General features: G+C 70.7%; 16 protein-coding genes. 1 reads left to right on the plus strand and 15 read right to left on the minus strand.

All coding sequences use genetic code 11. The annotated features are described in order from the left end of the window. Window positions 1-45 precede the first annotated feature (45 nt). The 3 genes from ACIPJ2_RS10860 to ACIPJ2_RS10870 are packed head-to-tail and all read right to left on the minus strand — an operon-like array spanning window position 46 to window position 3,216. On the minus strand, window positions 46-1,224 hold the full coding sequence (locus ACIPJ2_RS10860) for a GAF domain-containing protein (RefSeq protein ID WP_402728820.1): 1,179 nt from the start codon (window positions 1,222-1,224) through the stop codon (window positions 46-48). A 55-nt stretch (window positions 1,225-1,279) separates the two neighbouring features. Continuing rightward, window positions 1,280-1,675, minus strand: a complete 396-nt coding sequence (locus ACIPJ2_RS10865; RefSeq protein WP_402728821.1) for a DUF779 domain-containing protein — start codon at window positions 1,673-1,675, stop codon at window positions 1,280-1,282. Continuing rightward, window positions 1,675-3,216: an aldehyde dehydrogenase family protein gene (locus tag ACIPJ2_RS10870; RefSeq protein WP_402728822.1), complete on the minus strand. Its 1,542-nt coding sequence runs from the start codon at window positions 3,214-3,216 to the stop codon at window positions 1,675-1,677. The genes ACIPJ2_RS10865 and ACIPJ2_RS10870 overlap by 1 nt, the downstream gene beginning before the upstream one ends. A gap of 157 nt (window positions 3,217-3,373) precedes the next feature. Between ACIPJ2_RS10870 and ACIPJ2_RS10875 the strand changes: the two genes are divergently transcribed. Then, window positions 3,374-3,913, plus strand: a complete 540-nt coding sequence (locus ACIPJ2_RS10875) for an HdeD family acid-resistance protein (protein ID WP_281264673.1) — start codon at window positions 3,374-3,376, stop codon at window positions 3,911-3,913. A gap of 10 nt (window positions 3,914-3,923) precedes the next feature. On the opposite strand, the gene ACIPJ2_RS10880 is transcribed toward ACIPJ2_RS10875, so the two are convergent. The 12 genes from ACIPJ2_RS10880 to hisI form a co-directional block, all read right to left on the minus strand. Beyond that, a complete protein-coding gene (locus ACIPJ2_RS10880; RefSeq protein ID WP_402728823.1) occupies window positions 3,924-5,018 on the minus strand; it encodes a VIT1/CCC1 transporter family protein in 1,095 nt (364 codons plus the stop codon). A 115-nt stretch (window positions 5,019-5,133) separates the two neighbouring features. Then, window positions 5,134-6,579 (minus strand): pyruvate kinase, encoded by a 1,446-nt coding sequence (pyk, locus tag ACIPJ2_RS10885; RefSeq protein ID WP_402728824.1) that lies wholly within the window; start codon window positions 6,577-6,579, stop codon window positions 5,134-5,136. 135 nt (window positions 6,580-6,714) lie between these two features. Beyond that, on the minus strand, window positions 6,715-8,172 hold the full coding sequence (locus tag ACIPJ2_RS10890) for a glutamate synthase subunit beta (RefSeq protein WP_281264676.1): 1,458 nt from the start codon (window positions 8,170-8,172) through the stop codon (window positions 6,715-6,717). A 53-nt stretch (window positions 8,173-8,225) separates the two neighbouring features. Next, on the minus strand, window positions 8,226-12,743 hold the full coding sequence (gltB, locus tag ACIPJ2_RS10895; protein ID WP_402728987.1) for a glutamate synthase large subunit: 4,518 nt from the start codon (window positions 12,741-12,743) through the stop codon (window positions 8,226-8,228). Between the two features lie 364 nt (window positions 12,744-13,107). Further along, on the minus strand, window positions 13,108-14,100 hold the full coding sequence (gene lgt, locus ACIPJ2_RS10900) for a prolipoprotein diacylglyceryl transferase (RefSeq protein WP_402728825.1): 993 nt from the start codon (window positions 14,098-14,100) through the stop codon (window positions 13,108-13,110). Window positions 14,101-14,291: 191 nt separating this feature from the next. Next, window positions 14,292-15,092, minus strand: a complete 801-nt coding sequence (gene trpA / locus ACIPJ2_RS10905) for a tryptophan synthase subunit alpha (RefSeq protein WP_402728826.1) — start codon at window positions 15,090-15,092, stop codon at window positions 14,292-14,294. Then, the gene (trpB, locus tag ACIPJ2_RS10910) at window positions 15,089-16,303 is read right to left on the minus strand and encodes a tryptophan synthase subunit beta (RefSeq protein ID WP_402728827.1); all 1,215 of its coding nucleotides are present in this window, start codon (window positions 16,301-16,303) and stop codon (window positions 15,089-15,091) included. Before trpB ends, trpA begins: the two co-directional genes overlap by 4 nt. Window positions 16,304-16,347: 44 nt before the next feature. Further along, window positions 16,348-17,121 carry an indole-3-glycerol phosphate synthase TrpC gene (gene trpC, locus ACIPJ2_RS10915; protein ID WP_402728988.1) on the minus strand — a complete coding sequence of 258 codons (774 nt, stop codon included), beginning with the start codon at window positions 17,119-17,121 and terminating at the stop codon, window positions 16,348-16,350. A gap of 16 nt (window positions 17,122-17,137) precedes the next feature. Beyond that, entirely contained in the window at window positions 17,138-17,377 is a 240-nt protein-coding gene (locus tag ACIPJ2_RS10920; protein WP_402728828.1) for a DUF6704 family protein, read from the minus strand. Beyond that, complete coding sequence (locus tag ACIPJ2_RS10925; protein WP_402728829.1) at window positions 17,364-18,095, minus strand: Trp biosynthesis-associated membrane protein; 732 nt, start codon at window positions 18,093-18,095, stop codon at window positions 17,364-17,366. Before ACIPJ2_RS10925 ends, ACIPJ2_RS10920 begins: the two co-directional genes overlap by 14 nt. Next, window positions 18,092-19,639 carry an anthranilate synthase component I gene (locus tag ACIPJ2_RS10930; RefSeq protein ID WP_402728830.1) on the minus strand — a complete coding sequence of 516 codons (1,548 nt, stop codon included), beginning with the start codon at window positions 19,637-19,639 and terminating at the stop codon, window positions 18,092-18,094. The genes ACIPJ2_RS10925 and ACIPJ2_RS10930 overlap by 4 nt, the downstream gene beginning before the upstream one ends. Next, the gene (gene hisI / locus ACIPJ2_RS10935) at window positions 19,636-20,034 is read right to left on the minus strand and encodes a phosphoribosyl-AMP cyclohydrolase (protein WP_281264683.1); all 399 of its coding nucleotides are present in this window, start codon (window positions 20,032-20,034) and stop codon (window positions 19,636-19,638) included. The genes ACIPJ2_RS10930 and hisI overlap by 4 nt, the downstream gene beginning before the upstream one ends. Window positions 20,035-20,037: the final 3 nt, after the last annotated feature.

Genomic DNA, 20,037 nt, shown 5'->3' on the forward strand with positions numbered 1-20,037 from the left:
CTCACGATACCAGCCCGGCCCGGGCCTCCAGGTCGGTGCCCGCGGTCACGGACCTTCGAGCGCCTCCACCGCAGCGACCAATCCGGCCCGGCGGGGCGATCGCGGCGGCAGCGTCGCGAGCAGCGCTCGCAGCACGCGCGCGTCCGCGGCGCCGTCGGGCGTCCGCGCCCATGCGAGGAGCGCATCGGCGGAACCGTCCGACACGACCGCCTCGCGGAACCGACCGCGCACCAGGTCGCGGAGCGCGTCCACACCAGGCGCGGCGGAACCGGGCAGGACGGGTCCCGGGTACCGGCTGACGGCCTGGAGGCGCGCCCCGCGGTCGAGCGCGGACAGCACGCCGTCGACGTCGGTCCGGACACCGCCCACACGGTACGGGCGGGAGGCGAGCGTCACCGACGGTGCGGCCGACGACAGCACGCGCCGGAGCCGCACCACCTCGGCGCGGAGCGTGACCACCGCACCGGGGTCGCCGTAGACGGCGTCGGCGAGGTCAGCGGCGGCCATCCCCGCCGGGGCGGTCGCGAGCACCGCGAGGATCTCCGAGTGCCTGGCCGACAGCGCCACCGCCCGGCCGTCGACGTGCAGCGTCGCGGTGTCGGAGCCGAGCAGGACGAGCTCGGCCTCGGCAGGCACGTCCACAGCGGGGGTCGGGACCCGGAGCCCGGCGAGGGCGAGTTCCGCTTCGACCGCCGCGACCGTCGCACGCACGAGCGGCAGCGTGTGCCGTTCGACCGCACGGTCGTCGCCGGTGATGTCGAGCACACCGACCGCGCGTCCGGACGGGTCGTGCACCGGGACCGCCGTGCAGGACCAGGGCTTCACTGCGGTCGCGTAGTGCTCGTCGCTGCGGATCTGCACGGCACGGTCGATGCGGAGTGCGGTGCCGGGTGCGCTCGTGCCGACGTGTTCCTCTGCCCAGTCGGCACCGGGGACGAACCCCATGTCCTCTGCTGCCCGGCGGGCGGTCCGTGCGCCGTCGACCCAGACGAGCCGGCCGGACGCGTCACCGACGGCCACGACGCAGCCGGCCGACCGCGTGTCGTCGACGAGCAGCCGGCGGACGATCGGCAGCAGCGTGGCGAGCGGCCCGTCCCGCCGCGCGGCGTCGAGTTCGTCGGCTCCGAGGGCGACCCGTGGGACACCATCGGGGTCGACTCCAGCGGAGCGGCGCCAGGAGTCGGCGACGAGGGGACGAACGGATCCCGGTCGGGGTGCGCGCATGCGTCCTCCGTCCTCGGGTCCGCCCGTCGCGTCGTCGCGCCGGGGTGCGGCCAGCCTACGTCCGGTGGGTGGCCGGGACCAGACCGAGATCCTCCAGTTCCGGGTCGGTGAACATCCGGGACCTGGTGAGGAACCGCTTGCCCTCGGGTACCTCGAGCGAGAAGCCGCCGCCGCGCCCGTCGACGACGTCGATCGTGAGGTGGGTGTACTTCCAGTACTCGAACTGGGCCTTCGACATGTAGACCTCGACGGGGTCGATGCCGTCGACCTCGAGCGCCCCGAGCAGGACGTCGCCCGGCCCGGTCATGAACATGCCGACGGGGTAGCACATCGGGCTCGAGCCGTCGCAGCAGCCGCCGGACTGGTGGAACATGAGCGGGCCGTGCCGGGCGGCGAGGGACCTGAGCAGGTCACTCGCCGCCGGCGTGACCGCGACGCGGTCGGTGCTCATCAGAAGAACCCCATCGGCCCTTCTGCGTAGGAGACCAGCAGGTTCTTCGTCTGCTGGTAGTGGTCGAGCATCATCTTGTGGTTCTCGCGCCCGACCCCGGACTGCTTGTAGCCGCCGAAGGCCGCACCGGCCGGGTACTGGTGGTAGGTGTTCTCCCACACGCGTCCGGCCTGGATGTCACGACCTGCCCGGTAGAGGGTGGTGGCCTCGCGGCTCCACACACCGGCGCCGAGACCGTACAGGGTGTCGTTGGCGATCGAGATGGCGTCGTCGTAGCCGCTGAAGGACGTGAGCGCGAGGACCGGCCCGAAGATCTCCTCCTGGAAGATGCGCATCGCGTTGTCGCCCTCGAAGACGGTCGGCGTGACGTAGTACCCGCCGGACAGCTCGCCGCCGAGGTCGGCTCGCTCGCCACCGGTCAGGAGCTTCGCCCCCTCCTGCTTGCCGATGTCGATGTAGCTCAGGATCTTCTCGAGCTGGTCGTTCGACGCCTGGGCGCCGATCATGGTCGACATGTCGAGCGGGTGCCCCTGCTTCACCGCACGCACGCGGTCGAGGCCGTCGGCGACGAACCCGTCGTAGATCTCCTTCGCGACGAGCGCGCGGGACGGGCAGGTACACACCTCGCCCTGGTTGAGGTTGAAGAACGCGAACCCCTCGAGTGCCTTGTCGTAGAACGCGTCGTGCTCCTGGGCGACGTCGGCGAAGAACACGTTCGGGCTCTTGCCGCCGAGCTCGAGCGTCACGGGGATGAGGTTCTGCGACGCGTACTGCATGATGAGCCGGCCGGTGGTCGTCTCCCCCGTGAACGCCACCTTCCGGACGTCCGGGTGCTGCGCGAGCGGGGCACCGACCTCGAACCCGAAGCCGTTCACGACGTTGAGCACGCCGGCGGGGATGAGGTCCTGGATCAGCTCGACGAGCACGTGGATCGACGCCGGCGTCTGCTCTGCGGGCTTCAGGACGACGCAGTTGCCGGCGGCGAGGGCCGGCGCGAGTTTCCACACCGCCATCAGGATCGGGAAGTTCCACGGGATGATCTGGGCGACGACGCCGAGCGGCTCGTGGAAGTGGTACGCCACGGTGTCGTGGTCGATCTCCCCCGTTGAACCCTCCTGCGCGCGGATGGCCCCCGCGAAGTAGCGGAAGTGGTCGATCGCGAGCGGGATGTCCGCACCGAGGGTCTCGCGGATCGGTTTGCCGTTCTCCCACGTCTCCGCGACCGCCAGGAGCTCGAGGTTCTGCTCCATCCGGTCGGCGATCCTGGTGAGGATGTTCGCCCGTTCGGTGACGCTGGTCTTCCCCCACGCGGGGAACGCCTTCCACGCGGCCTGCACGGCGCGGTCCACGTCGGTGGAGTCGCCGCGGGCGACCTCGGTGAAGACCCGCCCGGTGACCGGTGTCGGGTTCTCGAAGTACTGGCCGCCGGTCGGGGCGACGTACTCGCCCCCGATGAAGTGGTCGTACCTCGGTCGGAACGAGACGAGTGATCCTGCCTCGCCGGGTGCGGCGTAGGTGGTGGGCGATGCTGCGATGGTCATGGTGGTGCCCTTTCGACGACGCTGTCGGGGCGCACGATCCGCGCGCCTGTTCGCGACGCTACGTGGACAGGGGTTGCATCCGGTTGCACGGGCGGGCGGGCCGGTCGCGCTCCGGGTACTGTCCAGGTCGTCCAGCTCCGATCAGGGAGGAGTGCTCGTGGATTCCCGTGCAGTCCGGACGTTCCGGGTGTTCGTCATCGTGACGTCCGTCGTCGCCATCGCGCTCGGCATCGTCGCGATCGTCTGGCCCCGGCCGTCCCTCGTCGTCGTCGCACTGCTCTTCGGCGTCTACCTCGTCGTCGCCGGCGTGATGCGTGTGTTCGCAGCGGTCCGCGGCCACGGGACGCCGCCCGTGTGGCGGTGGACGTCCGGCGTGGTCGGGGTGCTCGTCGCGGTCGCCGGCCTGGTCACGCTCCTCGACCCCGCCGTCCCGCTCGTGGTCTACGCCGTGCTCGCGGGGATCGGGTTCGTCATCGAGGGCATCGCGTCGCTCGTCGGCGGGTTCGCCGGACACCCCGGTTCCTCCCGCATCCCGACGGTCGTCAGCGGGGTGCTGTCGATCCTCGGCGGCATCGCGGTGCTGTTCGCGCCGGGCCTCGCCCTGACCGTGTTCATGGTCTTCGCCGGGATCGCGCTGATCGTGGTCGGGGCGGCGGCCTTGCTGCTCCTGCCCCCGCGGGCCGCCGTCCGCCGGTAGCGGGCGGTCGCTACGCCGATCCGGTGCCGAAGAGCAGCCCGAGCAGGTACGTGACCACCGCGGCACCGAAGCCGATCGCGAGCTGCCGCAGTGCCCGACGGAGCGGCGAGGCACCGCTGAGGACGCCGACGACCGCGCCGGTGCCGAGCAGGGCGATCCCGACCAGGAACCCGGCCACGACGACCGCGGTCCAGCCGTCGAGCCCGAACAGGTAGGGCAGCACCGGGATGATCGCGCCGGACGCGAAGAACAGGAAGCTCGAGATCGCCGCGCTCATGCCGTTGCCGACCGCCTCGTGGTCGTCGACCGCCCGGGTGGACCTGGTGTCCGGCCCGGTTCCGAGCCCGGCGAGCACGTCGGTCGCGTGGGCCTCGGCCTCGTGCTCGGGCATCCCCCGCGCCCGGTAGACCAGGGCGAGCTCGTTCGCGTCGACGTCGAGGTCCGCGACGGCCCGGTTCGCGTCCGGATGCGGTGACGACGCCTCGAGCAGCTCGCGCTGGGACCGCACGGACACGTACTCCCCCGCGCCCATCGACAGGGCACCCGCGAGCAACCCCGCGATCCCGCTCAGGAGCACGAAGTGCCGGTCCGCTCCCGAGGCGCTGATGCCGATGATCAGCGCGAGGTTCGAGACCAGTCCGTCGTTCGCGCCGAAGACCGCCGCCCGGAAGGTGCCGGACAGCCGCATCCGGCCGCGGTTGGCCAGCCCGCGGACCACCTCGCCGTGGATCCGTTCGTCTGCTGCCATGCTCGCGGTCGCGTCCGCGTCGTCGGCGTACGGCGAGCGGTCCTCGGCGCGTTGCATGAGCGCGAGCACGAACACCGACCCGAACCGCTTCGCCAGTCCGGCGAGGACCCGCGTCCGCAGGCTGCCGCGCAACGGCCGGCCGATGTCGTTGCCGAGCAGGTCGATCCAGTGCTGCTCGTGCCGGCCCTCGGCCTCCGCGAGGGCGCTCAGGATCTCCCGCTCCTCACCCTCGCGACGGGCGGCGAGATTGCGGTAGACGGCGCCTTCCGCGCGTTCGTCGGCCAGGTACCGTCGCCATCGGCGGACGTCCGTGGGCCGTCGGCCCACCGTCTCGGACCGGAGGCTCCGCTCACTCATCGCGATCGTCTCCTGTCGACGGGATGGGGGCTCTGGACGCGAGCGGGCCCGGACCGGAGGTGGTGCAGTGAGCTGCACCGGGCCTCCCGTCCGCGCCCTCGCGCGATCCGCGGGACTAGTCCCGAACGTACGCCGGTGCGGCCTCGGCGTGCGCGTCCCCCACGCGGTGCACGCGGAGGTCGTTCGTCGAGCCCTCGAGTCCGGGAGGCGAGCCGGCCGTCACGATGACGCGGTCACCGGGTGCGGCGAGGCCGTTGTGGATCAGGACGTCGTCGACCTGACCGAACAGCTCGTCGGTGTGCTTCATGCGCGGCACCAGGAACGAGCGGACGCCCCAGGTGAGCGCCATGCGGCGACGCGTGGCCTCGTTCGGCGTGAACGCGATGATCGGCAGCCCGTGGCGGAGACGCGACATGCGGCGGGCGGAGTCACCGGACTCGGTGAAGACGCAGAGGTACGACGCCTCGGTGAACTCGGCGATCTCGACCGCGGCGAGCGTGATCGCACCACCGAGGGTGCGCGGCTTGGTGCCGAGCGGCGCGATGCGCTCGAGGCCGTGGTCCTCGGTCGACTCGACGATGCGTGCCATGGTGCGGACGGTCTGCACGGGGTACTCGCCCACGCTCGTCTCGCCGGAGAGCATCACGGCGTCGGCACCGTCGAGCACCGCGTTCGCGACGTCGGACGTCTCGGCGCGGGTCGGGATCGGCGACGAGATCATCGACTCGAGCATCTGCGTCGCGACGATCACCGGCTTCGCCATGCGGCGGGAGAGCTCGACGGCGCGCTTCTGCACGATCGGGACGGCCTCGAGCGGGAGCTCGACGCCGAGGTCACCGCGGGCGACCATGATCGAGTCGAAGGCGTCGATGATCTCCTCGAGCGCGTCGACGGCCTGCGGCTTCTCGATCTTCGCGATGACGGGGAGGCGCTTGCCCTCTTCGTCCATGATCTCGTGGGCGCGGTCGACGTCGGCGGCGTTGCGCACGAACGACAGCGCGATGAGGTCGGCACCCTGCCGGATCCCCCAGCGGAGGTCCGCTTCGTCCTTCTCGCTCAGTGCGGGGACGTTCACGGCGACGCCGGGGAGGTTGATGCCCTTGTTGTTCGACACGGTGCCGCCGACGACGACTTCGGTGCGGACGCGGACGCCGTCCGTGTCGAGCACGCGGAGGCGCACGCGGCCGTCGTCGATGAGGAGCGGGTCGCCGGGCTGCACGTCGTCGGGGAGGCCCTTGAACGTGGTGCCGCAGATCTCCTTCGAGCCGGGCACGTCCTCGGTCGTGATCGTGAAGACGTCGCCGACGGCGAGTTCGTGCGGGCCGTCGGCGAACTTCGCGAGGCGGATCTTCGGACCCTGCAGGTCGACGAGGATCGCGACCGGCTTGCCGAGCTCCTCGGCGGCGCGACGGACGTTCTCGTAGTTGGCCTCGTGGACGCTGTAGTCACCGTGGCTGAGGTTGAGTCGGGCGACGTCCACGCCTGCCTCGATGATCTCCTTGACGGTCTCGTAGTCCGACGTGGCCGGGCCGAGGGTCGAAACGATCTTTGCGCGTCTCAATGGATTCCTTCGTGTGGTGTCTTGTGGGGCTTGCGGCTGCTGCTTGCTTGCTGGCGTGGGGCTTCGCAGTACGAAGAAGAGGCCACCAGCACCCTATCGAGTGCTGGTGGCCTCCCGCTCACCGAGTGGTGACCATCAGATGGAGATCGCCCGGTCGGTCGCCTTCACCGGCGCCGGCAGCATCGTGGTGCCCTCGAGGTACTCGTCGACCTTCGCGGCGGCCGCACGGCCCTCCGCGATGGCCCAGACGATCAGGGACTGCCCGCGGCCGGCGTCACCGGCGACGAACACGCCGGCCTCGTTCGTGGTGTAGTCGGCCTGCCGCGCGACCGCGCCGGACACCGTGACCGGGAGCCCGAGCTGCGGCTCGAGCGTGTCGGTCTCGGGACCGGTGAAGCCCATCGCGATGAGGACCAGGTCGGCGGGGATCTCCCGCTCGGTGCCGGCCTTGGGGACCCGGCGGCCGTCGAGGTACTCCGTCTCGGCGACACGGAGCGCCCGGACCTCGCCAGCGTCGTTCGAGAGGAACTCGACCGTCGAGGCCAGGAAGGTGCGCTCCCCGCCCTCTTCGTGGGCGCTGGTGACCTCGAACACGGTCGGGAACATCGGCCACGGCTGGTTGTCCGGGCGCTCCAGCGGCGGCTGCTTGCCGATCGCCAGGTTCGTCACGCTCAGCGCGCCCTGACGGTGGGCGGTCCCGATGCAGTCCGCACCGGTGTCACCACCGCCGATCACGACGACGTGCTTGCCCTCCGCCGTGATCTGGTTGTCGACGACGGTGCCGGCACCCGCGCGGTTCTGCTGCACGAGGTACTCCATCGCGAAGTGCACACCGGCGAGGTCGCGACCGGGGATGGGCAGGTCGCGCGGGACCGTGGCACCCGTGGCGACGACGACCGCGTCGTAGCGCGACTTCAGGTCGTCCCAGGTGATGTCCCGGCCGATCTCGACACCGGCGCGGAAGCGCGTGCCCTCCGCCTGCATCTGGGCGAGGCGCGCGTCGATCTGGCGCTTCTCCATCTTGAAGTCCGGGATGCCGTACCGGAGCAGACCACCGATGCGGTCGTCACGCTCGTAGACGGCGACGGTGTGGCCGGCGCGGGTCAGCTGCTGCGCGGCCGCGAGCCCGGCGGGGCCGGAGCCGACGACGGCGACGGTCTTGCCGGTCAGGCGCTCCGGCGGGTGCGGGGTGACCCACCCGTTCTGGAACGCCTCGTCGATGATCGAGACCTCGACCTGCTTGATGGTCACGGGCGGCTGGTTGATGCCGAGCACGCACGACGACTCGCACGGAGCCGGGCAGAGCCGACCCGTGAACTCCGGGAAGTTGTTCGTCGCGTGGAGCCGCTCGATCGCCTGCCGGCCCTCGCCGCGCCACGTGAGGTCGTTCCACTCCGGGATGAGGTTGCCGAGTGGGCAGCCCTGGTGACAGAACGGCACACCGCAGTCCATGCAGCGGCCTGCCTGGCGCTTCAGCTGGCCGGACTCCTGCTGCTCGTAGACCTCTTTCCAGTCCATGAGCCGGACGGGGACGGGCCGACGCTCGGGCAGTTCGCGTTCCTGGACCTTCAGGAATCCCTTGGGGTCAGCCACCTGTTACCTCCATCGGGTTCGTGTGCTCAGTCTGTTCCGGACGCGCCGTGATCTCAGCCACCGGTCACCTCCATGATCCTGTTCCAAACGACGTCGCCGTCGGGGTCGAGGCCCTCGTCGACGGCCTGCTTGCGGGTCTCGAGCACTGCGGCGTAGTCACGCGGCAGCACCTTGACGAACTCGGACAGGTCACCCGACGCCAGCAGGTCTGCGGCGACCGTCGAGCCCGTCTCGGCAGCGTGCCGCTCGAGCAGGTCGGTGACGATCTCCACGTCGGCGCTGTCGAGTTCCTCGAGCCGGAGCTCGCCGCTGCCCAGGGAGTCCTGGTTGACGTGCTCCGTCCGCAGGCCCCTGACGTACGCGGTGCCACCGGACATGCCGGCGCCGAGGTTCCGACCGGTCTCGCCGAGGATGAGCGCGAGGCCACCCGTCATGTACTCCAGCGCGTGGTCGCCGACGCCCTCGACGACCGCGGTCGCGCCGGAGTTCCTGACCAGGAAGCGCTCCCCCACGATGCCGCGGATGAACATGCTGCCCTGGGTGGCGCCGTAGCCGATGACGTTGCCGGCGATGACGTTCTCCGACGGCTCGAAGCCGCTCGACTCGGCCGGGCGCACGACGATGTCGCCACCGGAGAGTCCCTTGCCGACGTAGTCGTTGCTGTCGCCGATGAGCCGCAGGGTGATGCCAGACGGCATGAACGCGCCGAGCGACTGCCCGGCGGACCCGCGCAGCGTGACGTCGATCGACCCGGCCGGCAGCCCGTTCTCGCCGTGGCGCAGCGTGACCTCGTGGCCGAGCATGGTGCCGACGGCGCGCTCGGTGTTGCGGATCGGGAGGTCGAGCGTGACGGACCCACCGTGCTCGAGCACGTCAGACGCCTTCTGGATGAGCTGCACGTCGAAGTGCTGCTCGAGCTCGTGGTCCTGCTCGCGGTGGTGCCGACGGGGTTCCTCCGCCTGGAACTCCGGCCCCTTGAGGACGGGTTCGAGGTCGAGGCCGGACGCCTTCCAGTGCTCGACGGCGCGGTCGACGTCGAGGACGTCGGTGTGCCCGATCGCCTCGTCGAGGCTGCGGAAGCCGAGTTCGGCGAGGAGCTCGCGGACTTCCTGCGCGATGAACTCGAAGAAGTTCACCACGAACTCCGGCTTGCCCGAGAACCGCTTGCGGAGCTCCGGGTTCTGCGTCGCGACGCCGACCGGGCACGTGTCGAGGTGGCAGACGCGCATCAGGATGCATCCCTCGACGACGAGCGGAGCCGTGGCGAAGCCGTACTCCTCTGCGCCGAGCAGCGCTGCGACGACGACGTCGCGGCCGGTCTTCATCTGGCCGTCGACCTGCACCACCACGCGGTCGCGCATGCCATTGAGCATGAGCGTCTGCTGCGTCTCGGCGAGACCGATCTCCCACGGGGTGCCTGCGTGCTTCAACGAGTTCAACGGCGACGCACCGGTGCCACCGTCGTGGCCGGAGACGAGCACGACGTCGGCGAGGGCCTTCGTCACGCCGGCGGCCACCGCACCGATGCCGGACTGGCTGACGAGCTTGACGTGCACGCGTGCCGAGGGGTTGGCGCGCTTGACGTCGAAGATCAGCTGCTTGAGGTCCTCGATGGAGTAGATGTCGTGGTGCGGCGGGGGCGAGATGAGGCCGACACCGGCGGTGGCGTGCCGGGTGCGCGCCACCCACGGGTAGACCTTCTGCGGCGGCAGCTGGCCGCCCTCGCCGGGCTTCGCACCCTGGGCCATCTTCAGCTGGATGTCCGTGGCGTGCGTCAGGTACATGCTCGTGACGCCGAAGCGACCGGAGGCGACCTGCTTGATCGCGCTGCGGCGCTCGGGGTCGAGGAGCCGGTCGACGTCCTCGCCGCCCTCGCCCGTGTTGGACCGCCCGCCGAGACGGTTCATCGCGATCGCGAGGGTCTCGTGGGCTTCCTTCGAGATGGAGCCGTAGGACATCGCGCCGGTGTTGAACCGTTTGACGATGGACTCGATCGACTCGACTTCTTCCAGCGAGACGGGCTTCCGCTCGCCGTGCTTGAAGCGGAACAGACCGCGGAGCGTCATGAGCTCCTCGGACTGGTCGTCGACCGTGCTCGAGTACTCCTTGAAGATGTCGTACCGACGGGCACGGGTGGCGTGCTGCAGGCGGAACACCGTGTCCGGGTTGAACAGGTGCGGCGGCCCTTCGCGGCGCCACTGGTACTCGCCACCGGTCTGCAGGCGCTCGTGTGCGAGCACCGCGCCGTCCTGCGGGTACGCCTGACCGTGCCGCTCGGCGTTCTCCTTCGCGATCACGTCGATGTCGACGCCGCCGAGGATCGACGAGGTGCCGGTGAAGTACTTGTCGACGAACTCCTGCGACAGCCCGACCGCCTCGAACGCCTGGGCGCCCGCGTAGCTCGACACCGTCGAGATGCCCATCTTCGACATGATCTTCAGGACGCCCTTGCCGAGCGCCTTGATCACGTTCTTGACGGCCTGCTCGGGGGTGATGCCGCTGATCATGCCCTGGCGGACCAGGTTCTCGCAGGTCTCCATCGCGAGGTACGGGTTGATCGCCGAGGCGCCGTAGCCGATCAGGGTCGCGACGTGGTGGACCTCACGCACGTCCCCCGCCTCGACGATCAGGCCGACCTTCATGCGCTGCTCGGTGCGGATCAGGTGGTGGTGCACGGCCGCGAGCAGCAGCAGGCTCGGGATCGGCGCGCTCTCGGCGTTGCCGTCACGGTCGGACAGCACGATGAACTGCTTGCCGGACTCGATCGCCTCGTCCACCTCGTCGCAGACGGCCTGGATGCGCTGCTCCATGGCCTGTTCGCCCGCATCGACGCGGTAGAGGCCCCTGATCGTCACGGTGAGGTGCCGACCGGACGCCGTCTCGAAGTGCTGGACCTTCGCGAGCTGGTCGTTGTCGATCACCGGGAAGTCGAGGACGATCTGCTTCGCGTGCTCCGGGCCGGCGTCGAGCAGGTTGCGCTCCGGGCCGAGGCCCATGCCCATCGAGGTGATGACCTGCTCGCGGATGGAGTCGAGCGGCGGGTTCGTCACCTGGGCGAACTGCTGGGTGAAGTAGTCGAAGAGGAGTCGCGGGCGCTGGGACAGCACGGCGATCGGCGTGTCGGAGCCCATCGCACCGAGCGGTTCCGCACCCGCCTGCGCCATCGGACGCAGCAGGATCCGGACCTCTTCCTCGGTGTACCCGAAGGCGCGCTGTCGACGCGTGACGGAGGCAGGGGTGTGCACGATGTGCTCCCGCTCGGGCAGGTCGCGGAGGTTGATCCGGCCGGCCTCCAGCCACTCGCCCCACGGCCCGGAGGACGCCAGGCCCTGCTTGACCTCGTCGTCCTCGATGATGCGACCGGCCTCGGTGTCGACGAGGAACATCCGGCCAGGGCGCAGACGGCCCTTGCGGACGACCTTCGACGCGGGGACGTCGATCACGCCGGTCTCCGACCCCATCACGATGAGGCCGTCGTCGGTGACCAGGAACCGGCCGGGACGCAGGCCGTTGCGGTCGAGCGTGGCGCCGACGAGCGAGCCGTCGGTGAACGTGATCGCGGCGGGGCCGTCCCACGGCTCCATGAGCATCGAGTGGTACTCGTAGAACGCCCGGAGCTCCGGGTCCATGTCGGCCTGGTTCTCCCACGCTTCTGGGACCATCATCGACACCGCGTGCGGGAGCGTCCGCCCGGTCAGGGTGAGCAGCTCGAGGGTCTCGTCGAAGGACGCGGAGTCGCTCGCGCCGGGGCTGACGATCGGCAGCAGCGGCGCCATGTCGCCGAGCAGCTCGCTCTCGAGCTGCGACTGGCGGGCGCGCATCCAGTTGCGGTTGCCGCGGACGGTGTTGATCTCGCCGTTGTGCGCCAGCGTGCGGAACGGTTGGGCGAGCGGCCACGACGGGAACGTGTTCGTGGAGTACCGGGAGTGCACGATCGCGAGCTTCGACGCGAAGCGCTCGTCACTGAGGTCCGGGTAGAACGGCTCGAGCTGGAGCGTCGTGACCATGCCCTTGTAGACCATGGTCCGGCTCGACAGGGACATGAAGTAGACCTCCTGCTCGCGCTCGACGCGCTTGCGGAGACGGAAGGTCTGGCGGTCGAGGGCGATGCCGCTCCAGGCGGCGCCCTGCTCGTCGTGCCGGTCGGACGCCACGAACAGCTGCTCGAATGCCGGCATCGCGGCACGTGCGAGCGTCCCGAGGACGTCCGGACGCACCGGGACCACACGCCAGCCGAGGACCCGGAGGCCCTCCTCGGCAGCGTACGACTCGACGGCGGCCTTCACCGCGGCACGGTCGGCGTCGTCCACGGGCAGGTAGGCGGTGCCGACGGCGTACTCGCCCGCGGCGGGCAGCTCGAACGGCGCCTCGTCGCGGAAGAACGCGTCGGGCACCTGGCAGAGGATGCCGGCGCCGTCACCGGTGCCGGCGTCCGAACCGACGGCACCGCGGTGCTCGAGGTTGCGGAGCGCACCGAGCGCGGCGTCCACGATGTCGTGTCCTGGCGTCCCGCGGAGCGTCGCGACCATCGCCAGGCCGCACGCGTCCTTCTCGTTGGCGGGGTCGTACATCCCCGTCGCGTCCGGGATCGCGGAGAACCGCCGGTGCGCAGGCAGGAGCGCCGTGGCCCGGCCCGTTGCGGCCGGACGAGACGTGGACTGTGGTGGCAGGAGCGCCATGGGGAACCGTCCTCACGAGGAAGTGGAACAGGGACAGCGGTGGCCCGGCGGTGCGTGCCGCCCGTGTGGGCGGGACTGGTGCCCGTGCACGCCGTCAGCGAGTTGCCCTGCGGCGTGCGGAGGTGTTCTGGCCCGCTTGTGGTGGACCTGTTGCTGTGGTGGTGCGCGGTTTGTGTGGTGCGCGGTTTGTCTGGTGCGCGGTTTGTCTGGTGCGCGGTTTGTCTGGTGCGCTGAGCGGGTCGGTGCAGCGGACCCCTCAGGAACGGTCGGCTGCTGTGGCGACCGGTTCGGAGTCGGCGGCGAGGGGTGCGTCGTCCCCGTGCTCCGAGTAGGTGTCGTCCGAGTCTACATCCGAGTTCGCACGGGGCCCGCGACCGGGCAGGTAGGGGCTCGGCTCCTTGCCGGTGTGCCGCTTCGACTGGATCCAGAAGATGATGAGGCCCAGCAGGATCGCCGCAAAGGACGCCCAGACGTTCGTCCGGATGCCGAAGAAGGTCTCGGAGGTGTCGACGCGGATCGACTCGAGGAACGACCGGCCGAGGCCGTACCAGATCAGGTACAGCGCGAGCACGCGGCCCCACTGGAGGCTGAACTTGCGGTCGATCAGGATGATCACGACGAAGCCGAGGACGTTCCAGATGATCTCGTAGAGGAAGGTCGGGTGGAACAGCGTGCCCTCCGGCAGCCCCGTCGGGTAGGCCGCGTTGGACGACTCGATCTGCAGCCCCCACGGCAGGCTGGTCGGCATGCCGAACAGCTCGTGGTTGAAGTAGTTGCCGAGCCGGCCGAACGCCTGCGCGAGCAGCATCGCGGGCGCGACGGCGTCGAGGAAGGCGGTGAACCGCAGCCCCACCTGGCGGCATCCGATGTAGGCACCGACCGACCCGAGGATGAGCGCCCCGAAGATCGCGAGGCCGCCTTCCCAGATGTAGAGGAAGGACAGCGGGTCGCGCCCGGGACCGAAGTAGTCGCTGACGTGGGTGAAGACGTGGAACAAGCGCCCGCCGATGATGCCGGCCGGCACCGCCCAGATCGCGATGTCGATGATGATCCAGCGCTCCACGCCGCGGGCGTTGAGCCGTCGGTTCGTGACGACGACGGCGGCGACGATGCCGAGCAGGATGCAGATCGCGTACGCGTGGATCCGGAAGTCGAGGGGCAGCGACCACCCGAACGCGTCGCGCAGCCAAGCGGTCAGATCGAAGTACTGCCAGGCGGTGCTGGGGCTCGGGATGCTCAGGAGGGGCATGGAGGTGCTGTCGCCTTTCGGTGTGCGCCGCGGGCGTCGCAGTCGCGACGATCCCGGATCACTGTAGCGCGGGTGGCACGGTGGTCAGGACCCGGCGGCGGCTGTCTGTGGAAACCGTGATGCGGGTGGACGGGAGGCCCGGCGGACGTGAGCCGATCGGCTGACGTCCGCCGGGCCTCCCGTCCCGGTTCTCAGCGGCGCTGCGCGCCCGCTGTCAGCTCAGCAGCGCGCTGGCCGGCACCGGTGACACCGAGGTCGGCGAGGGCACGGACGAAGGCCGAGCCGACGATCGCGCCGTCGGCGTAGTCGAGGACCTCGGCGACCTGGTCGGCCGTCGAGATGCCGAGCCCGACACACGTCCGGTCGACGCCGGCGTCGCGGAGCCGGGACACGACGGTGCGTGCTGCGGCGTCGACGCCGACGCGCGCGCCGGTGACCCCCATGGTCGAGACGGCGTAGACGAACCCGCGGCTCGACTCGACGGCCTGGCGCATGCGCGCGTCGGTCGACGACGGTGCGGCGAGGAACACCCGGTCGAGACCGGTCCGCTCGGACGCGGTGAGCCACTCGGTGGCCTCGTCCGGGATGAGGTCAGGGGTGATGAGCCCAGCGGCGCCGGCGGCCACGAGGTCGTCCGCGAACCGGTCCACGCCGTAGCGGAGCACCGGGTTCCAGTACGTCATGACGAGCACCGGGATGCCGGCGCGCTCGGTGATCTCGTGCACGGCGTCGAAGACCTGCGCCACGCGGAACCCGTTCGCGAGCGACTCCTCGGCCGCGCGCTGGATGACCGGGCCGTCCATCACCGGGTCCGAGTACGGCAGGCCGAGCTCGATGACGTCCACGCCGTTCTCGGCGAGGGCGACGGCGGCGTCGATGCTCGTCCTGACGTCCGGGAACCCGGCGGGCAGGTACCCGACCACGGCTCCGGCGCGGTCCGCGTTCGCCTGGTCGATCGTCGTCGCGACCGTGTTCGTGTTCGTCGTGCTCACAGCTGCACCGCGTTCTCGTCGAGGATGCCGAAGTACCGGCTGGCCGATGCGACGTCCTTGTCGCCGCGACCGGACAGGTTCACCAGGACGACGCCCTCCGGGCCGAGCTCCTTGCCGAGCTTCATCGCCCCCGCGAGCGCGTGCGACGACTCGATCGCCGGGATGATGCCCTCGGTGCGGCTGAGCAGCCGGAAGGCCTCCATCGCCTCGGCGTCCGTGATCGGCTCGTACCGGGCACGGCCGATCGACGCCAGGTACGCGTGCTCCGGGCCGACGCTCGGGTAGTCGAGGCCGGCGGAGATGCTGTGGCTCTCGATCGTCTGGCCGTCCTCGTCCTGCATGAGGTACGACTTCGTCCCCTGCAGCACGCCTTCGCGGCCCAGGGTGATGCTGGCCGCGTGCCGACCGGTCTCGACGCCGTCGCCACCGGCCTCGAAGCCGTGCAGGCGGACCGACTCGTCGTCGAGGAACGCCTCGAAGATCCCCATCGCGTTCGACCCGCCACCGACGCACGCGGCGACGGCGTCGGGCAGGCGGCCGACCAGGTCGAGCACCTGCTGGCGTGCCTCGACACCGATCACCTTGTGGAACTCGCGCACCATCTCGGGGAACGGGTGCGGCCCCGCGACCGTGCCGAGCAGGTAGTGCGTCGAGTCGACGTTCGCCACCCAGTCGCGGAGCGCGTCGTTGATCGCGTCCTTCAGCGTCTTCGATCCGGTCTCGACCGGGATGACCTCGGCGCCGAGGAGCCGCATGCGGGCGACGTTGAGCGCCTGCCGGTCAGTGTCGACCGCACCCATGTACACGACGCAGTCCATGCCGAAGAGGGCGGCAGCCGTCGCCGTGGCGACACCGTGCTGACCGGCGCCGGTCTCGGCGATCAGGCGCGTCTTGCCGAGCCGCTTCGCGACGAGGGCCTGGCCGAGGACGTTGTTGATCTTGTGCGAACCGGTGTGGTTGAGGTCCTCGCGCTTGAGGATCACCCGGGCACCACCGGCGTGCTTCGCGAACCGCGGCACCTCGGTGATGATCGACGGGCGTCCGGTGTAGTCGCGCTGCAGGGCGTCGAGTTCCTCGTGGAAGGCCGGGTCCGCCCAGGCCTCGCGGAAGGCGGCTTCGAGTTCGTCGAGGGCCAGCACGAGGGACTCGGGGACGAAGCGTCCGCCGAAGTCGCCGAAGTACGGGCCGTGGAGGTCACGGAGTGAGGTCACGATGGTGCTCCCGGAACGTGTCCGGCACCTGGCCGGACGAAGGGTCAGGCGTCGATGAACGACGCGAGTGCAGCAGCGGGGTCGGCGCCCGTCACGAGCGCCTCCCCCACCAGGACGACGTCGGCACCCGCAGCGCGGTAGTGGGCGACGTCGGCGGGACCGGCGACGGCGGACTCGGCGACACGGACGACCCCGTCCGGGATCGCGCCGACGAGGGCGCCGAACAGGTCGCGGTCCAGCGAGAAGTCCGTCAGGTCGCGGGCGTTCACCCCGAGGATGCGCGCACCTGCGTCGAGCCCGCGCGCGACCTCGTCGGCGGAGTGGGCCTCCACCAGGACACGCATGCCGAGCTGCTCCGCGAGGTCGTGGAGCTCGACCAGCTGCTGCTGCTCGAGCGCCGCGACGATGAGCAGCACGATGTCCGCTCCGGAGGCACGGGCCTCGATCACCTGGTACGGATCGGCGATGAAGTCCTTGCGCAGGACCGGCACCGAGACGCGTGCCTTGACGGCTTCGAGGTCGGCCAGGCTGCCGAGGAACTTCCGCCCCTCGGTCAGGACGCTGATCGCCGAGGCGCCGCCACGCTCGTACTCGGCGGCGAGGGCAGCCGGGTCCGCGATGGGCGCCATCGAACCGCGCGACGGGCTCGCGCGCTTGACCTCGGCGAGGACCTTCACGCGGTCACCCGGTGCGAGGAACTCGAGCGCGTCGAGCGGCAACGCGACCCGGTCGAGGTCGCGTTCGACGTCCGAGTACGGACGGTCGGCGCGACGGGCAGCGGCGTCCTCGAGCGCGCCCGCGACGAGGGTCTCGAGCACGTTCGGCATGCCGGACCTACTCGTTGTGGTGCTTGGGGACGAACTTCGGACCGTTCACGCCGTAGCCGGCCTTGCCCATGACCCAGCCGACGATGAGGCCGACGACGAGCAGCGCGGCGGCAGCCCACACACCCCACACGATGCTGAACCAGAAGCAGATCGTGCCGATCGCGAACGCCACCAGCATGATGATGACGGACGTCCAGGCTGCCGGCGAGTGGCCTTCGCCGAGTTCTGCGGGCTCAGTGGTGCTCACGGTGCTCCTCGTGGTCGGTGGCGCCGTCGGTCGAGCGGCGCGGTTCCCAGCCTACCGTGTCGGCGGCGGCGTCCGTCCCGTCGGCGGCGTCCATCCCGTCCGCCGCGTCCGTCCCGTCCGTCCGGGCGACGGAGGTCGGGTCGACGCCTGCGCTCAGGTCGTCCCAGTCGACGACGGCGTCCCGTTCCACGGGCGCGGCCTTCGGCGTTGCGGAGGGCGTCGCAGCGTACTTCCGGCTCGGCCCCGGCCACGACCGCTGCACGACCAGGACCACCACGCCGAGCAGGACCGCGAGGACTCCCCCGACGATGCCGACGACGGGCCACGCGGAGACGTCGACGCTCGTGACGACCCGGCGGACGGCTGACAGGTCACTCACGCCGGCGACCTCGCCGATGGCCCCCCTCGCGGCGGCGACCGGATCGGCCAGCGCGTTGATGCCGGCGACGACGATCGCGACGCCGAGCAGGACCTCGATCACCGCGAGGACGACGCGGACGACGCGTCCGGCGATCGTCATGGCCAGGAACAGCGCGAGCGACGCGATCGCCAGCGCGGTGTACTGCGGCACCGCCTTCGAGCCGTCGGCGTCCACGGTGGTGGTCACGGCCGAGGCGGCGTCGAGGTGCACCGTGAACCAGGTCTGGGTCCACGAGAGCATCACGATGCCGGCGACCGCCAACCCGATGACGACGACGAGCGGACGGGAGCGCTTCACGAGCGGACCTCCCGCATCTTGTTGGCGGTCGCGACGGCTCGGAGCGGGGCCGCTGCCTTGTTGACGGCCTCGGTGTGCTCGGTCTCGGGGTCGGAGTCGGCGACGAGCCCCGCGCCCGCCTGCACCCGCGCGACGCCGTCCTGGATCAGGGCGGTGCGGATCGCGATGGCCAGGTCCGCGTCACCGGCGAAGTCGAAGTACCCGACGACCCCCGCGTACGCGCCGCGCTTGGCCGGTTCGAGCTCGTCGATGATCTCGAGCGCGCGCGGCTTCGGCGCACCGGACAGCGTGCCGGCCGGGAACGTCGCACGGAACACGTCGATCGCCGACGCCTCCGGACGGACGGAGCCCTCCACGCTCGACACCAGGTGCATGATGTGGCTGAAGCGCTCCACGGTCATGAACTCGGTGACGGCGACGGTGCCCGGTTCGCAGACCTTCTGCAGGTCGTTGCGGGAGAGGTCGACGAGCATCAGGTGCTCCGCGCGCTCCTTCGGGTCCTCGAGCAGGTCCTCGCCGAAGCGCACGTCCTCTTCCGGGGTGGCGCCCCTCGGACGGGACCCGGCGATCGGGTGCGTGATGGCCCGGCCGCCCTGCACCTTCACCAGCGCTTCCGGCGAGGCGCCGACGATCCAGAACGGCTTGCCCGCGGTGTCCTCCATCGACAGGAAGTACATGTACGGGCTGGGGTTCAGCGTCCGGAGCACCCGGTAGACGTCGAGCGGCTCTGCCGTGACGTCGTGGTCGAACCGCTGCGAGATGACGACCTGGAACACGTCGCCGTCGCGGATGAAGTCCTTCGACCGGGTCACCGCCGCCATGTACTCGTCCGGCGTCGACCGGTGCCGGGGCGTCGGCTCGGCGATGTCGAACGCCTCGGCCACGGTCGCGACGGTCGGCTGGACCAGGTCGGCCTGCATCCGGTCGAGGCGCTCCTGCGCCGCGGCCCAGAGCACGTCGGTGTCGTCGGTGCCGTCGTTGAGCGCGCTCGCGACCAGCAGGACGAGTCCGGTGCGGTGGTCGAGCGCCGCGAGCTCGGAGACGAAGGCGAGCGACTGGCCCGGGACGTCGAAGTCGGCCTGCGGGACGTTCGGCAGGTGCTCGAGCTGCCGCACGGCCTCCCAGCCGATGAACCCGACCGTGCCGCCGACGAGCGGCGGCGTGCCGGGGACGCGCGGGGTCGCCCAACGCTCGTGGAGCCGTGCGAGCACGTCGAGCGGCGCACCGTCGAGGGATCCCACGGCGCGTTCGGCGCTCATGCCGGTGTCGATCCACGCCGCACGGTCGCCGTCCTGGGTCAGGACGCCGAAGCTCCGCACGCCGACGAACGACCACCGCGACCACAGGCCGCCCTGGCCGGCCGACTCGAGCAGGAACGACCCGGGACGGCCGTCCGCGAGCTTCCGGTAGACACCGACCGGCGTCTCGCTGTCGCCGTAGAGCGCGCGCACCACGGGGACGACGCGGTGGCCGTCCGCCACCAGGCCGTCGAACTCCGGACGGGAGGTCGTGTGCGGCTGCTCGACGAGCGTCGCGGTGGTCATCGGGTCTCCTCCACTGCCGTGGTCACCGGAGCGGACGCCGTCACCGGCTCCAGGGGGTCGACGTCGAAGCACCGGTGCGCACCGGTGTGGCATGCGGCACCGACCTGCTGCACGGTGACGAGGAGCGTGTCGGCGTCGCAGTCGAACGCCGCCGCCCGGACGTACTGGGCGTGACCGGAGGTGTCGCCCTTGCGCCAGTACTCCTGCCGCGAGCGGGACCAGAAGGTCACCCGCCCCTCGGTCAGGGTGCGGCGGAGGGCTTCCCGGTCCATGTAGCCGAGCATGAGGACGTCCTTGCTGGATTCCTCTTGCACGACTGCCGGGAGCAGCCCGTCCGCACCGAAGCGTGCGCGGTCGAGGACCGCGTCCGTGCTGGTGCTGGTGCTGTCGGTCATGAG

Origin of the sequence: Curtobacterium sp. NPDC090217, assembly GCF_044746705.1 — a bacterium.
Lineage (GTDB): Bacteria > Actinomycetota > Actinomycetes > Actinomycetales > Microbacteriaceae > Curtobacterium.